We start from the raw sequence: 14,589 nt of genomic DNA on the forward strand, positions 1-14,589 counted from the left end.
CTTCCGCGTCGTATCGCTCAAAGAATACAAAGTGATTTGAGGGGAAAACCTCAGGTCAATTCAGGCGCACGAGTATACTTCATTTCTTTCGGCCTAAAATATTCAGGCGGAGGCGCGCCAGCGCCGAGGGCAGAGCCCCTGAAACGGTCCGCAGCATGCCACCGCCTTGCGGCAAAGAAGGCACGCGCACCACCTTCCCGTAAGGCGGACGCTTCGTCCGCCCCGTCACAGCACGGAAATCAGCATCAGAATCGAAGCCAGCAGAACGGCCATGCCGATCCATTCACGTCCCGACACTGCTTCGCGAAACACCAGAACCGAGGCCAAAGCGCTGAATATCAACTCCACCTGCCCCACCGCCTTGACGAAAGCCGCGTTCTGCAAGGTGAACGCCAGAAACCAGCAAAACGACCCGGCCATGGACATCAGGCCCACCCAGATGGCCACGCGGCGGGCGTTCCAGACGGCCCGCACCTGCCCCGGATCGCGCCATTGCAGCCAAAAAACCATTGCAACCGTCTGCATCGCCGTGACCGCCGCCAGCGTCAGGCCCGCGCGCGCCACAGGGTCGTCAAGATCAAGGCTCAGCGATGCGCCCCGATAAGTGACGCCGGACACCGCAAACAGGAACCCCGCCGTCAACCCAAGCGCCGACGCCCGGTTCATCAGATCACGGGGCCGGATATGAACAAGTTCCGGCGGCGCCGACAGGATCAGCACCCCGACCACGCCCAGCAAAACCGCCGCGATGGCCCATGGCCCCACGCCATCTCCCAACACAACCCAACCCACCAGAAGCGCCATAATGCTTTCGGTGTTCTTGAAGGTGATTCCCACGGCAAAATTGCGCGCCTTGAACAGGCTGACCACGCAGATGGTCGCGATGATCTGCGCCAATCCGCCCGTCGCCCCATAGATCCAGAACTCCAGCCCGAACTCAGGCCAGGCCTGCCCGGTCAAGGCCATATAGGCCATGATCAGCACCGCCACCAATGGGGCCGAATAGAGGAACCGGGCCAGCGTCGCCCCACCTGCGCTGAGCGTGCCGACAGACAATTGACGTTGCAGCATGAAGCGCAACGTCTGAAACAGCGCCGCCGCCAGCGTTATCGGAATCCAGAGTGTCATGCGCCTCTATGGGCGATCACCCCTCCGAGGGCCAGAGGGGATGCGGCACCGGATCCTTGGCGCGCAGGAAATACCGGGCGAATACGTCGCGATAAGATGTAAAGAGATAGCCCTCATTGCTGCGCAAGTAGCGATCACGATTGGCACGGTAAACTGCGGGCAAGCGATACCACGGCACCTGCGGGTGCATATGATGCACGACATGAAAGTTGTTGTTGAGGAACAAAAAGGCCAGCACCCCTCGGTCTTCGATGATCACGGTGCGGCCACGGGCCAGCGCATGGGCCTGATGCTCCAGAAAAGTGCGAATTTTCAGCACGGTCATTGCCGCGTAACACATCCCAAAATACAGCCACAGCGGCACAGAGGACGCCCAGACCAGAAGCGGAATACCGATCAGGCTCGGCAGATGCAAAAGCCAACCCTTCAACACTTGCCGATCATCCGCCCGGATCGCCGCTGCGTCCGCGCGCATGAACGCCATCTGCCCCACAAGCGGCCCGATCACGATCCGCCCCAACAGCGTATTGTTGAACGCCAGAACCCGACAGTGCCAACCGGGCAAGCGCGCCCAGACCACCGGATCGAAATAATTCGACTCCGGATCGTCATAGGGGTCGGTCAGCTTTGCGTCCTGATGGTGCGCCAGATGGGTGTCGCGAAATCGCAGGTAGGGAATGAACAGGCCAGGGTTCAGGATCACCAGCATTTCGCTCAGGCGAAAGGACGGAAAGGGATGGCCATGCACAACCTCATGGGTCAACGACCCGTGCAGAACCAGCGCCAAGCAAATGACGACAGCCGCGAGCGCCAGCGATACCGAGGGCACTGCGAACACGCCCGCACCCCACAGCGACACACACAGTGCATAAAGCCCCAGAGTGATCCACTCGACACCCGCAGGACGCTCTTTGGGATGACGGCGGGACGACGGCAAGTTGGTCATTGGGAGGCGCCATTTCATATGGATTCAGGGCACACTACCTGCGGCACCGCATGGTGCGAATTCTGAATATTGTTAACAAACCTATCAATCTGTGATAGTTACCACCATATGAGTACCATTCTCGACAAACGCATCCGGGCCCAGCAATTCCGCACCCGTCTGGGCCAGGCCATGCAAGATCAGTCGCTATCGCAAAGCGCCCTCGCCCGCCTGATCGGAGCCGACCGTTCGACCATCAGCCAGGCCCTGACCAGCGACAACGCTCGCTTGCCCGGCGCACAAGTGGTCGGTGCCTGCGCCCAGGCCCTTGGTGTCTCCGCAGACTGGCTTCTGGGCCTGTCCGACCGCCCTGAAAGCGCAGCCGCCCTCAGCGCGGCCGCCCTCACCCTGACCGAAGCCCCCCGCGCCCTGATCGACGAACGCATCTTCAGCTGGCACCAGGAGGCGGCCGGGTACAAGATCCGTCACGTGCCCGCAGGCCTGCCCGACATGCTCAAAACGCAGGCCATGCTGGAATGGGAATACCAACCCCATCTGGGGCGCACGACCACGCAGGCCATCAACGCCTCGCGCGACCGGCTCAGTTGGATGCAATCGGCCCAGTCAGATTACGAAATCGCAATGCCGATCTTCGAAGTCGAAAGCTTTGCCAACGGCAGCGGATACTATCACAGCCTGCCCGTCGATGTGCGCCATGAACAACTCAACCACCTGCAAGACCTCACCGCGAAACTCTACCCCAGACTGCGCCTGTGCCTCTATGACGCCCGCGCACTCTATTCTGCCCCGATCACCGTCTTCGGACCTCTGCTCGCGGTCATCTACACCGGCGGCCACTACATGGCCTTCCGCGACCGCGAGCGGATCGAAACCCTGTCCCTGCACTTCGACGAACTGGTCCGACAGGCCAGCTACACCGCCCGCGACATGCCTGACCATTTCGGCAGACTGCGCCGCACGATCACCTGAGACACAATGGGTCGGCGGGCGGGCGCCTTTGCGCCAGCAAACAGTCCCGCCCACCGACTACACCTTCGGATCAGGGTTCTCCGTGTGGCCATCCACCGCAATGACCTGGCCGGACACCCGCCGCGCCGCATCCGACGCCAGAAACACCGCCATATCCGCAACATCCGATGCCTCGACAAAGGACCGCATCGACGTCCCCAACGCATAGCCGTCATAGACCTGATCACGGGTCATGCCCTTGGCCGCCGCCTCGCGGGCCAGCACGCCTTCCATGCGCGGCCCCTCGACGGCACCGGGGCAGATTGCATTGGCGCGCACGCCAAACGGCCCCGCCTCCATCGCCACCGTCTTCATCAACCCGATGATGGCCCACTTGGCCGCCGCATAGGGCGCGCGGTTGGGGTATCCGTAAATGCCTGCGGTCGACGAGGTGAACACGACAGACCCGCGCCCCGCCGCCTTCATCCTCGGCAGCACATGTTTGACGGCCAGAAACGCCCCCTCCAGATTGACCGACACACAGCCGCGCCAATCCTCCAATGCAACATCCTCCACCCGCGCAGTCGGTCCCGCAATACCCGCATTGGCACAGAGCACGTCCAGCGTCCCGGCCTCCGCGACAACCGCTGCCATCGCGGCTTCATCCACCGCATCACAAATCCGCGCGTGCCAATGGCCCGGCAGATCACCCAAGGCCACTGCATCTACATCCGTGACCCAGACCTCAAAGCCCGCCGCGTCAAAGCCCTCGGCCATGGCCCGCCCGATGCCGGACGCCCCGGCGGTGATCAGCACCTGTCGCACGGGCCGCGCGCGCTTCAAGGGCGTTGCCCTACAGCGCGCCCTGCCCCATCCGGCATGGGCAACGCCGCATGGGCCTCCGCAATCCGCTCCAACGCCGCGACAATTGCCGCAGACGGCTCGGACGGGCGGCGCGTCTCAAGGCTCACATGGAGCAGGAAATGCTCGCCGGTCGCCAGCAACCGGTCCCCCTCATACATCTCGTGCCACAGGTGCATCTTCTTGCCTGCCCCCGCCAACACCTGCGTGCGCACCTCGATGATCGCCCCCGCCAGTACTTCATCCACATGGCGAATATGCGTCTCGGCTGTGAAATAACTGCCCCCCGTGGCGATATAATCCGCATCGCAGCCAATCAGCGCCATGAACCGATCCGTCGCATCGCCAAAGGCGTGTAAATACCGGGCCTCGTTCATGTGACCATTATAATCGGTCCAGTCCAAAGGTACCGCCCGGCGCACCGTCAATATCGGCGCCGACACATCTTCCAGATCATCCGCATGCGCGCCCAATACATTGCCCGCCCGCAACACGGCCTCATGGGCGTTCAAGACCGCACCCGCGCCCCAGTCATTGGCCTTGAGCGCGCGCATCATGCCCACAAGGTTATTGTCCCGCGCCGTCAGCATCTGCGGGATCGTCATATGGCCCGACTGCGCATCCGACTGCCCCGCGATCAACTCGACCAGTTCGTCGGTGAATTCAGGCACATCCGTCAATTTGGTCCAGGGGAACGTCAAACACGGGCCAAACTGCGCCATGAAATGCCGCATGCCCGCCTCGCCGCCCGCCGTGCGATAGGTGTCAAACAACCCCATCTGTCCCCAGCGAATGCCAAATCCCATGCGAATGGCCTCATCGATCTCTTCGGTGGTGGCGACACCGTCCTTGACCAGCCAAAGCGCCTCGCGCCACACTGCTTCTAGGAACCGATCCGCAATATGCGCATCGATCTCCTTGCGCACATGCAAGGGATACATCCCCAAACTGCGCAAAATATCCTGCGCCTTTTCCACAAGCGTGGGGTCGGTCGCAGGCGATGGAACAACTTCAATCAGCGGCATCAGGTAAACCGGGTTGAACGGATGGCACACCATGATCTGCTCCGGCCGCAGTGCCCCCTCCTGCAGCTCGCTCGGCTTGAACCCCGAGGTTGATGAACCGATGATCGCAGCCTCGGCGCAGGCCGCCTGCACCGCCGCCAGCACCGTGTGCTTGATCTCCAGCCGCTCCGGCACGCTCTCCTGTATCCAGTCGGCCCCGGCAACCACCTCGGCCAGATCACCGTGAAAACTCAATGACCCCTCTTCGGGCAGCGCCACATCCGTGAGGCTGGGCAAAGCCCGCCGTGCCTGCGCCAGCACCGGGGCCAGCTTGGCCTCGGCGTCCGGGTCCGGGTCGAACACCCGCACATCCCATCCGTTCAACAAGAACCGCGCGGCCCATCCGCCGCCGATCACCCCGCCGCCAATGATGGCTGCTGTCTGTGTCATGTCGTCATTCCTTGATCCAAAATTCTCTTGCGGTGGCCTGCCCCAGGCCGCCGGATGGGCCGCGCCGCGTCATGGCCGCATTTCCATGTCGCTCAGGTCAAAACCGTTGAAGGCCAGCACCTGCCGCGCCGCTTCAATCCGGTCCGCGCCGCCTTGCGTGTTGCGGTCCAGCACCCAGGCAAAACTGCCCGCAGGATCGCCCACCGCTGCGGTGCGAAACCCTTCGTCCACCCAGATCACAACCACCTGCCGCGCTTCGGCCTCCGGCGTATCGACGCGGTCCACACCGGGCTGCGTCACTGTGGCCGGCCAATCGGTTGTTTCCGCGCGGCAAGCCGCATCCGCCGGACAGACCTGCGATCGCACCGTCCAGACGCTTGCGTCCGGTCCCGTGTCGCGGCGCGCAACGCTCAAAAAATCCGCATCTCCCGGATAGGCGCCCCGCACCTGCCACGACCCTTCGAACCGGTCCGCCGCAAAACGGCTGCTGACCCCGATCGGCACCGACTGATCTCGGAAGCTCTGTGCCCCCGGACCCACCGCACAACCTACCAGCAGGGTTACCAGACCGTAAACGACACCTGAACGCAGCGCGCGCAGCCGGTGCACAGGTGGTGCACGCCCGGTGCACGGGCTGTGCCCCCCGGTCATACCGCCTTGGGAGCCCGTTTCACGAGGCCCAGTTTCTCGCGCACTTCCGCCGCGCCAATGACCCGCGCGCCCATGTTTTCGATGATGGTGCCCGCGCGTTCAACCAGTTGCCAGTTCTGCGCCAACTCGCCCTTGCCCAGCCACAGATTGTCCTCAAGACCGACCCGCACATTGCCCCCCGCCAGCACCGCAGCGGCCACATAAGCCATCTGATTGCGCCCCAGACCAAAGGCCGAAAAGGTCCATTCATCCGGCACATTGTTGACCATCGCCATGAAGGTATTGAGGTCATCGGGCGCGCCCCACGGCACCCCCATGCACAGCTGCACCAGCGCATCGGGCTCCAGCACACCGTCGCTAACCAGTTGTTTTGCATACCACAAATGGCCCGTATCAAAGGCTTCGATCTCGGGCTTTACGCCCAGCGCCGTCATCATCCGCCCCATCGCCGTCAGCATGCCGGGCGTGTTGGTCATCACGTAATCGGCTTCGGCAAAGTTCATCGTGCCGCAATCCAGCGTACAAATCTCCGGCAAGCATTCCGCCACATGCTGCACGCGGGCGGACGCGCCGATCATATCGGTCCCCTCGACCGTCGGCAAAGGGTGCTCCGTCGGGCCAAACACCATGTCCCCGCCCATGCCCGCCGTCAGGTTCAGCACCACATCGACATCCGCCGCGCGAATACGCTCCGTAACCTCCCGATAATATTCAAGTTTCCGGCTCGGCGCGCCGGTCTCCGGGTCCCGTACATGGCAATGCACAATCGCCGCTCCGGCCTTGGCGGCAGCAATGGCACTGTCCGCAATCTGCTCCGGCGAACGCGGCACATGCGGGCTGCGATCCTGACTGCCCCCCGATCCCGTTACAGCACAGGTGATAAAGACTTCGCGGTTCATCGTCAGTGGCATGGGCACCCTCCTTGTATTTCGCGCAGTTTGACGTAGCTATCGAACCAGTTTTGACGAAAAGCGCAAGTTCCATGACAAAAGTCGTAATTTTGGTCCTGCAAGAGACCAACACCTTGTCGCTCGCCGCAGCGGTCGACCCGATGCGCGCTGCCAATCGTCAGGCGGGCAAGCCGGTCTTCGACTGGCACTTCGCCACGCCGGACACGCAGGACGTCACCCTGACCTCCGGCCTCACAATCCCTGCCGCCCCGGTGAACCGCATTGACAGCTGTGACGTTCTGATCGTTGTCGCCGGTTTCGACCTCAAACGGCAATCCACACCACAGTTGATGGCAAGCCTCAGACGATTGGCCAAGCCCAACACTCTGCTGGCCGCCATGGACGGCGGGCCATGGGTCGTCGCCAAAGCCGGGCTGCTCAACGGAAAACAGGCGACAACACATTGGGAAGACATCGAAAGTTTCGCAATTTCCTTCCCTGACGTAGACACGGTGAACGCCCGATATGTCGCAAACGGTGCAGTCTGGACCAGCGGCGGGGCCGCCCCCGCCCTCGACATGATGCTGCACCTGATCGAAGCCCGCCATGGCACGCATCTTGCAGCAAAGGTTGCGGCCGGTTTCATCCACACCAATCAACCCGCTCCGACCGATCCGCAACTGCGCCATCTGCGCAGCATGTCCATCAGTCCGCTCGTCAAGCGCGCCCATCTTGTGATGGAGCAAAACCTCGAAACTCCGCTCACCATACCGGATATCGCAGCGCGGCTCAGACTAAGCCCGCGCACGCTGCAAAACCACTTCAAACAAACCCTCGGCACTACGGCAAAAGCCTACTACCTGTCGCTGCGATTGGCCGAAGCGCACAGCCTCCTCACCCAAACATCAGCATCGCTGCAACACATCGCCGTCGCCACGGGCTTTGGTGCACAATCCAGCTTCAGCCGTGCCTATAGCGCGCATCACGGCCGAAGCCCCAAGGCCGCGCGCGGCGGATCCCATGTTCATCTTGCCCCTTGAACTCTCCCCGAAGGGCCGTTCTGAACCAGCGCTATACATCCCCCAAAGCAGGTCGGCCAGACACAGGCTCTCTTCCCCCGAGGGGAAGGTCAGGTCGGGGGTCGCGGGAATCGTGCGCGCCAAATGGCGCGCATCCGGATCACGCTGCAATCAATACGGCATCGGATGGGCGCGATGTGTGGCGTCAAGTTCGGCCATCACCTCATCGCTCAGGGACAGGTCGACACAACCAAGCGCAATATCAAGCTGTTCCATGGTTGTCGCTCCAAAGATCACCGAACACATGAACGGTCTGCGACAACACCACGCCAGCGCCATTTGCGCCGGATCAAGACCGTGCCGGGCAGCCACAGCAAGATAGGCATCGACCGCCTCAAAGGCACGGTCCGTCTTGCGGCCGCCCAATTCGGGGCTCAGCGACAGCCGCGACCCTGCGGGCACGGCCCCCCCCTGATACTTCCCGGTCAACAATCCCGCCGCAAGCGGTGAAAACGATAGCAGACCCACATCCTCATTCACGCTCAATTCAGCCATGTCCGTATCATAAAGACGACACATCAGCGAATATTCATTCTGGACGGAGGCCACCCTTGGCCCACCGGTCCGCTCCGCCGCCGCCAGCCACTGTGCCGTGCCCCACGCACTCTCGTTTGACAGGCCAAAGGCGCGGATCACGCCGCGATCCACCTGGGCCTGCAAGGCCCCCAGACAATCTTCCATGTTCTGGCGCACAGCCACAGGATCCTGATCCGACGGATCATAGGTCCAGTTCTGACGGAACATATAGCTGCCCCGGTTCGGCCAATGGAATTGATAGAGGTCGATGTAGTCGGTCTTGAGACGGCGCAGGGACCCTTCGATCGTTTCCGGGATGCTTGCGGCTGTGATCCCTGCACCGTCGCGGACATAGGCCACGCCGGACCCGGAATGCTTGGTCGCCAGCACAACATCCTTGCGGCGACTGTCGCGCGCGAACCACTGCCCGATAATCTCTTCCGTCCGGCCAATGGTTTCGGCACTGACCGGGTTCACCGGGTACATTTCGGCGGTGTCGATAAAGTTGATGCCCGCATCCAGCGCGCGATCGATCTGATCGTGTCCCTCCTGGGCCGTGTTCTGGGTGCCCCATGTCATGGAGCCCAGGCACAAGACCGATACCTCAATTCCTGTCCGTCCAAGCGCGCGTCGCTCCATACCCTCATCCTTTCGTGTATATGTTCGAGCGGACCCTAGCGGGCGGGAAGAGGGCTGCAAGGGCATTTTCACCCAAAAGATGCAAAAGCCCCGCTTGAGAACAAAATAAGAACATGTATGTTGGAACCATGTCATTGCCCCAATCCCTGCTGTCTCGCGCCCCTGCACGCGCCGCCCCCTGCCTGCCGCTTTTGCCCGAAGGCGACCGGTACGGGCTGGGTCACGGGCTGGCTTTGGGCCGGGTACACGAGGCCTGCGGACCGGCCCGGCACCGTTTGGCGCTGTGGCTGGCGGCACAGACCACGGGGCCGATCCTGTGGATTGCACCCGAGTGGGGGGTGGACCGGCTCAACCCCTGCGGGGTGATGCCCTTTGTCGATCCCGCCCGGCTGATCCTGGTCCATCCCAAACGGGCCGAAGACGTGCTGTGGAGCATGGAGGAAGTGCTGCGCTCCGGGGCGGTCACCCTCGCCTTGGCCGACCTGCCGGGGCTACCTGCGCTGACCCCGGTGCGGCGGATGCATCTGGCGGCGGAAAACGGCGGCAAGACCGGCAGGCCTGCCCCGCTGGGGCTGCTGCTGACACCCGGCATGGGCGGCGCGCAGGGGGTCGAAACCCGTTGGCATCTGGCCCCGGATCACAAGGCCACCCCGGGCGCGTGGCAGTTGCGCCGGCTGCGGGCGCGCATGGCGCCGGAACAAGGCTGGCACGTGGCGCGGCAAAAGGGGCAGATGCTGCCCCGGATCACGGGGATCATCAAGGCTGCGTGACCGGCGCGGACAACGGCATCACCACGCGCTATTTGCCGGGCATGACCAGATAAGGACCCGCCCATGCACCGCCGCACCCTGTTTGCCATGGGGCTCGCAACCCTCGCCACGCCGCCCCTTGCCGCCCCCACCCCCTATCGTTTGGCAGGCACCGGCGCGACAATCACCTATACATTCACATTGAACGGCACCCCGATCAAAGGCACGCTGCCCGTCAACCGCGCCGATCTGAGCGTTAATCTGGACACTCTCACAGCCTCCACCGCCGACGTGACCGCCGATGTGCGACAGGCCGAGACCGGGCTGATATTGGCCACCCAGGCCCTGAAGTCGGCAAGCGTGCTGGATGCGGAGGCTTTTCCGCTGGCCCGCTTCCAATCCACCCGCGTAATCCTCGGCCCCGACGGACGCATCTCGAACGGGGCCGCGATCGAAGGACAACTCACCTTGCGGGACATCACCCGCCCCGTGCGCTTTGATGCAGGCCTGTTCCGGCCCGCAGGCACCGCGCCGGATGACCTGACCACCTTGATTGTGGCCCTCACGACACGGATTGACAGGCACAGCTTTGGCGTCTCGGGATATCCCGACCTGGTTGATCCCATCGTCACCATAGACATCGACGCTGAAATCAGCGCCGCCGTCTGAAAACGACCTGCATCGTCGAATAACAGCTAGGCATGGCGCAACCGATGGGCCAACGTGCCCTCAATATGCGCACGCTCATTTCCTTCGCGGCCCTGTTCTTCTCGGTCACTCTCATGCAGCTCAGCTCTGGCGCGCTTGGGCCATTGGATGCGCTTTCGGGCCTCGCCCTTGATTTTTCCCGCCAAGAGATCGGCATGCTCGGCTCGGCGCACTTCCTGGGCTTTTTCATCGGTTGCTGGTGGGCGCCCCGACTGATGGGCAGTGTCGGGCATTCGCGGGCCTTTGCGGCCTTTACCGCTGCCGGGGCTATTGGCCTGCTCGCCCATATGATCATCATTGATCCGATTGCATGGGCGCTCATGCGCGTCGCATCGGGCTTGTGTGTCGCAGGCTGCTACACGGTGGTCGAGGCGTGGCTCCATGCCAAAGTCACCAATGACACACGCGGCCGCACGATGGGGACGTACCGGGTGGTCGATATGGGTGCGTCTTTGGTGGCCCAGCTCATGATCGGTGTCCTCGAACCCGCCAGCTACATCAGCTACAACCTGCTGGCGATCTTTTGCTGTGCCGCGTTGCTCCCCCTGACGCTGACGACGGTACAGCAACCTGAAACACCCAGCGCACCGCGCCTGCGCCCCAAACTGGCGGTACAACGCTCGCCGCTGGCGGCCGCAGGCGTTGTGGTGGCCGCCCTGTCGAGCGCGTCTTTCCGCATGGTCGGACCGATCTACGGCCAAGAGGTCGGGTTGAGCACCAGCCAGATCGCGTGGTTTCTGGCGGCCTTCGTCCTGGGCGGCGCGATCGCGCAATATCCCATCGGTTGGCTGGCTGACAAGTTCGACCGCCGTTGGGTGCTGATCTGGCTGTCCGCCGCCGCCATGGCCAGTTGCGCCATCACGGTGATGGCCTCGGGCCTGGGAACCACAGGCATCATGCTGACCGCCGGGCTGTTCGGGCTGACCAGCTTTCCGATCTACTCGGTCGCGGCGGCTCACGCCCATGATTTTGCGGATGCCTCCGAACGGGTCGAATTGTCCGCCGCACTTATGTTCTATTTCGCGCTGGGTGCGATTGCAGCCCCCCTGACGGCTTCGGCCCTGATCGACGCCTATGGCCCCTCCGCACTCTTTGGGATGATTGCCATCGGGCATGGTGCGCTGATCATTTTCGGATTGACCCGCATGCGCACCCGCGCCACTCCCAGCCAGAAAACGCGTTATATCTACGCGCCGCGCACATCCTTCATCATCGGGCGACTGACCGGCCGCAGCCGCGACCGCGCCGACAAGGCCGACTGATGCAAATACATGCAGGGCTTTTCCCTGCGCCGCAGCGCTGTTAAACGGGCCGCAACTTTGCCAAAGGCTCTTTCATGCAACGTCACCTGATCACCGCCGCCATTCCTTATATCAACGGGATCAAACATCTGGGCAACCTGGTCGGCAGCCAGCTTCCCGCCGACCTTTACGCCCGCTACCAGCGCGCCCGCGGCAACGAGGTTTTGTTCCTGTGCGCCACGGACGAGCACGGCACGCCCGCAGAACTCGCCGCGGCCAAGGCCGGCAAGCCCGTTGCGGAATACTGCGCCGAAATGCACACCATTCAGGCCGAGATTGCCAAGGGGTTTCGGCTGTCTTTCGACCATTTCGGACGCTCGTCCTCGCCGCAAAACCATGCGCTGACGCAGCATTTCGCGGGCCGTCTGGCCGACGAAGGATTGATCCGCGAAGTTGTCGAAAAACAGGTATATTCCAACGCTGACGGACGCTTTTTACCGGATCGCTATATCGAGGGCACCTGCCCGAACTGCGGTTACGACAAGGCACGCGGCGATCAGTGCGAAAACTGCACCAAACAACTCGACCCAACCGATCTGATCGAGCCGCGCTCAGCCGTGTCCGGCTCAACCGATCTGGAGGTGCGTGAAACCAAACATCTCTATTTGCGCCAGTCCGCCCTCAAGGACGACCTGGATGCGTGGATCGACAGCAAGACAGACTGGCCCATTCTAACCACTTCCATTGCCAAGAAATGGCTGCATGACGGCGACGGCCTGCAAGACCGGGGCATTACCCGTGACCTCGATTGGGGGATCCCCGTGCGTCGGGGCGATGCGGAGTGGCCGGGGATGGAAGGCAAGGTATTCTATGTCTGGTTCGACGCGCCCATCGAATATATTGCCTGCGCCAGCGAATGGGCCGATGCGCAAGGTCACACGGATTGGGAACGCTGGTGGCGTACCGACAAAGGTGCCGAAGACGTCCGCTATACCCAGTTCATGGGCAAGGACAACGTGCCCTTCCACACGCTCAGCTTTCCAGCCACGATCCTGGGATCCGCCGAGCCGTGGAAGATGGTCGATCATCTGAAATCATTCAATTACCTCAACTACGAAGGCGGTCAGTTCAGCACCAGCCAGGGGCGCGGCGTGTTCATGGATCAGGCGCTGGCGCTCTTGCCCGCCGACTACTGGCGCTGGTGGCTCTTGTCGAACTGCCCCGAAACATCGGATACCGAGTTCACATGGGAGCTGTTTCAGCAAGGTGTGAACAAGGATCTGGCGGACGTGCTGGGCAATTTCGCCAGTCGCGTGACCAAGTTCTGCCGCTCGAAGTTTGGCGAGACGGTGCCCGACGGCGGCACGTTCGGCCCGCAGGAAGAGGAATTGATCACAAATCTGGACACCCGCATCGCCAAGTATTCCGAGATGATGGACGCCATGGAAGTTCGCAAATCCGCGCAGGAGTTGCGGGCAATCTGGGTGGCCGGCAATGAATACCTGCAAGCGGCGGCGCCCTGGGCGACGATCAAAGAGGACGAGGCCAAAGCCGCGATGCAAATCCGCCTCGGCCTGAACCTGATCGCACTCTATGCGGTGCTGTCGGCGCCGTTCATCCCGGACGCGGCCACGAGGATGCAAGATGCGATGCAGCCCGGCGACACTGATTGGCCCACCAGCGCCCGCGCGGCTCTGACGCAATTGCCCGAGGGTCACGCGTTTACCGTACCGGATAACCTGTTTGCAAAGGTCACCGATGATCAGCGCGAAGAATGGACAGCGCAGTTTTCGGGTGTTCGGGAGTGAGAGTTTTGCCGTCTTTAGTCGCGACGTGAGGCGGCGGTCAAAGATGCAAGTTTGCCATCGGTCACTCAGCTAATGGCCAAGTTTTGCCATGTCGGCAAAACGTCATTTTAACATGTTTGATCGTAAGGTCGCCGACAAAGAACCACAGCGTTTTGGCAACGGCTCAAAAGAGAGCGTTCAACCAAAGCTCTATGCAGGCAACAAACACGTATCAAACAAAAGGCAAGGCCATGACTTCATTTGTCGGAAAATCACTCGTTGGTGCAATTGCATTGAGCCTTCTGGGGGCCTGTGCCAGCCAGCCTGAAAAGATCCAGGCGACATATGTAAGCCCGTCGACATATTCTAGCTATAGTTGCAAGTCCATTGTTGCCGAGCGAAATAGCGTCGTGAATAAGGTGAATGAATTGTCCGGCGCACAGAAGAAAAAGGCAACAAATGATGCCGTCGCGACAGGTGTTGCGCTGGTCCTGTTCTGGCCCGCAGCGTTTCTCGTAGCAGCTGGATCCGACCTGGAACCTCAGATCGCGTCACTGAAGGGCAACTACGAAGCGTTGACGGCGGCCGGGCGTCAAAAAGGGTGCTTTACGTAAGAAGCGTTGAATTTTGACAAAAGCTCACTGCGCGTTGTGCCCGTCAAAGATGCACCGATCACCTGCTATGGCACAGTCGGGATCACTCGGTTGGGTGTCGTTTGAATTGGAGTGAATTCGTACAACGAATTGGTGTGCAATTCAGTGCCATTTCAACCAATGATGTACCCTTTCCAGCAAAATTCGAACTCAAATGGAAAAACGAACGTTTCATTTGATCTTGATAAAGCGGCGCGAGCGGTGCGCGCTCCTATGGGGCAGTCCCGGTAAGAATGCGCCAAGCCCGCGTGCGGTCGATGAAGATTGAGCAACCCCACGTCTGGAAATTCGGATTTGGCATGATCACGCATCCTGGCATTCCCATTTGATATAGGCCTT

The 14,589-nt window shown here is 61.7% G+C and carries 14 protein-coding genes; 7 read left to right on the plus strand and 7 right to left on the minus strand.

Annotated elements, in window-relative coordinates; genetic code table 11:
* Positions 1-225 precede the first annotated feature (225 nt).
* Both LC354_RS22070 and LC354_RS22075 read right to left on the minus strand, forming a co-directional pair.
* Positions 226-1,128, minus strand: coding sequence for a DMT family transporter (locus LC354_RS22070; RefSeq protein ID WP_223427942.1), 903 nt, complete (start codon positions 1,126-1,128; stop codon positions 226-228).
* A 16-nt stretch (positions 1,129-1,144) separates the two neighbouring features.
* Entirely contained in the window at positions 1,145-2,074 is a 930-nt protein-coding gene (locus LC354_RS22075) for a fatty acid desaturase (RefSeq protein ID WP_223427943.1), read from the minus strand.
* Positions 2,075-2,182: 108 nt separating this feature from the next.
* Between LC354_RS22075 and LC354_RS22080 the strand changes: the two genes are divergently transcribed.
* A complete protein-coding gene (locus LC354_RS22080) occupies positions 2,183-3,043 on the plus strand; it encodes a helix-turn-helix domain-containing protein (RefSeq protein WP_223427944.1) in 861 nt (286 codons plus the stop codon).
* 57 nt (positions 3,044-3,100) lie between these two features.
* Here LC354_RS22080 and LC354_RS22085 read toward each other — a convergent pair whose 3' ends face one another.
* From LC354_RS22085 to LC354_RS22100, 4 genes are all read right to left on the minus strand, one after another.
* Positions 3,101-3,799 (minus strand): SDR family oxidoreductase, encoded by a 699-nt coding sequence (locus LC354_RS22085; RefSeq protein WP_399204132.1) that lies wholly within the window; start codon positions 3,797-3,799, stop codon positions 3,101-3,103.
* A 62-nt stretch (positions 3,800-3,861) separates the two neighbouring features.
* Positions 3,862-5,337 carry a carnitine 3-dehydrogenase gene (locus LC354_RS22090; RefSeq protein ID WP_223427945.1) on the minus strand — a complete coding sequence of 492 codons (1,476 nt, stop codon included), beginning with the start codon at positions 5,335-5,337 and terminating at the stop codon, positions 3,862-3,864.
* Positions 5,338-5,406: 69 nt separating this feature from the next.
* Entirely contained in the window at positions 5,407-5,988 is a 582-nt protein-coding gene (locus LC354_RS22095) for a lipocalin/fatty acid-binding family protein (protein WP_223427946.1), read from the minus strand.
* Entirely contained in the window at positions 5,985-6,899 is a 915-nt protein-coding gene (locus LC354_RS22100) for a BKACE family enzyme (RefSeq protein WP_223427947.1), read from the minus strand. The genes LC354_RS22095 and LC354_RS22100 overlap by 4 nt, the downstream gene beginning before the upstream one ends.
* A gap of 71 nt (positions 6,900-6,970) precedes the next feature.
* Here LC354_RS22100 and LC354_RS22105 point away from each other — a divergent pair, with 71 nt between their 5' ends.
* Positions 6,971-7,918: a GlxA family transcriptional regulator gene (locus tag LC354_RS22105; RefSeq protein WP_223427948.1), complete on the plus strand. Its 948-nt coding sequence runs from the start codon at positions 6,971-6,973 to the stop codon at positions 7,916-7,918.
* Positions 7,919-8,068: 150 nt separating this feature from the next.
* On the opposite strand, the gene LC354_RS22110 is transcribed toward LC354_RS22105, so the two are convergent.
* On the minus strand, positions 8,069-9,112 hold the full coding sequence (locus tag LC354_RS22110; protein ID WP_223427949.1) for an aldo/keto reductase: 1,044 nt from the start codon (positions 9,110-9,112) through the stop codon (positions 8,069-8,071).
* A 128-nt stretch (positions 9,113-9,240) separates the two neighbouring features.
* On the opposite strand from LC354_RS22110, the gene LC354_RS22115 reads away from it, so the two are divergent.
* From LC354_RS22115 to LC354_RS22135, 5 genes are all read left to right on the plus strand, one after another.
* Complete coding sequence (locus LC354_RS22115) at positions 9,241-9,882, plus strand: ImuA family protein (RefSeq protein ID WP_223427950.1); 642 nt, start codon at positions 9,241-9,243, stop codon at positions 9,880-9,882.
* Positions 9,883-9,945: 63 nt separating this feature from the next.
* Positions 9,946-10,530 carry a YceI family protein gene (locus LC354_RS22120; protein WP_223427958.1) on the plus strand — a complete coding sequence of 195 codons (585 nt, stop codon included), beginning with the start codon at positions 9,946-9,948 and terminating at the stop codon, positions 10,528-10,530.
* 65 nt (positions 10,531-10,595) lie between these two features.
* Complete coding sequence (locus tag LC354_RS22125; protein ID WP_223427969.1) at positions 10,596-11,831, plus strand: MFS transporter; 1,236 nt, start codon at positions 10,596-10,598, stop codon at positions 11,829-11,831.
* A 74-nt stretch (positions 11,832-11,905) separates the two neighbouring features.
* Positions 11,906-13,618, plus strand: a complete 1,713-nt coding sequence (gene metG / locus LC354_RS22130) for a methionine--tRNA ligase (protein WP_223427964.1) — start codon at positions 11,906-11,908, stop codon at positions 13,616-13,618.
* A 152-nt stretch (positions 13,619-13,770) separates the two neighbouring features.
* Positions 13,771-14,211: a hypothetical protein gene (locus tag LC354_RS22135; RefSeq protein WP_223427966.1), complete on the plus strand. Its 441-nt coding sequence runs from the start codon at positions 13,771-13,773 to the stop codon at positions 14,209-14,211.
* Positions 14,212-14,589: the final 378 nt, after the last annotated feature.

The sequence above is a fragment of the Tateyamaria pelophila genome (assembly GCF_019966495.1).
Classification (GTDB): domain Bacteria; phylum Pseudomonadota; class Alphaproteobacteria; order Rhodobacterales; family Rhodobacteraceae; genus Tateyamaria; species Tateyamaria pelophila.

What these genes read in the sequence shown, in the direction of transcription:
- LC354_RS22070 (WP_223427942.1), bottom strand. Translation starts at nt 1,128, where the DNA reads ATGACACTCTGGATTCCGATAACGCTGGCGGCGGCGCTGTTTCAGACG.
- LC354_RS22105 (WP_223427948.1), top strand. Translation starts at nt 6,971, where the DNA reads ATGACAAAAGTCGTAATTTTGGTCCTGCAAGAGACCAACACCTTGTCG.
- LC354_RS22085 (WP_399204132.1), bottom strand. Translation starts at nt 3,799, where the DNA reads ATGGCCGAGGGCTTTGACGCGGCGGGCTTTGAGGTCTGGGTCACGGAT.
- LC354_RS22125 (WP_223427969.1), top strand. Translation starts at nt 10,596, where the DNA reads ATGCGCACGCTCATTTCCTTCGCGGCCCTGTTCTTCTCGGTCACTCTC.
- LC354_RS22075 (WP_223427943.1), bottom strand. Translation starts at nt 2,074, where the DNA reads ATGACCAACTTGCCGTCGTCCCGCCGTCATCCCAAAGAGCGTCCTGCG.
- LC354_RS22115 (WP_223427950.1), top strand. Translation starts at nt 9,241, where the DNA reads ATGTCATTGCCCCAATCCCTGCTGTCTCGCGCCCCTGCACGCGCCGCC.
- LC354_RS22110 (WP_223427949.1), bottom strand. Translation starts at nt 9,112, where the DNA reads ATGGAGCGACGCGCGCTTGGACGGACAGGAATTGAGGTATCGGTCTTG.
- LC354_RS22090 (WP_223427945.1), bottom strand. Translation starts at nt 5,337, where the DNA reads ATGACACAGACAGCAGCCATCATTGGCGGCGGGGTGATCGGCGGCGGA.
- LC354_RS22120 (WP_223427958.1), top strand. Translation starts at nt 9,946, where the DNA reads ATGCACCGCCGCACCCTGTTTGCCATGGGGCTCGCAACCCTCGCCACG.
- LC354_RS22080 (WP_223427944.1), top strand. Translation starts at nt 2,183, where the DNA reads ATGAGTACCATTCTCGACAAACGCATCCGGGCCCAGCAATTCCGCACC.
- LC354_RS22095 (WP_223427946.1), bottom strand. Translation starts at nt 5,988, where the DNA reads ATGACCGGGGGGCACAGCCCGTGCACCGGGCGTGCACCACCTGTGCAC.
- metG (WP_223427964.1), top strand. Translation starts at nt 11,906, where the DNA reads ATGCAACGTCACCTGATCACCGCCGCCATTCCTTATATCAACGGGATC.
- LC354_RS22100 (WP_223427947.1), bottom strand. Translation starts at nt 6,899, where the DNA reads ATGCCACTGACGATGAACCGCGAAGTCTTTATCACCTGTGCTGTAACG.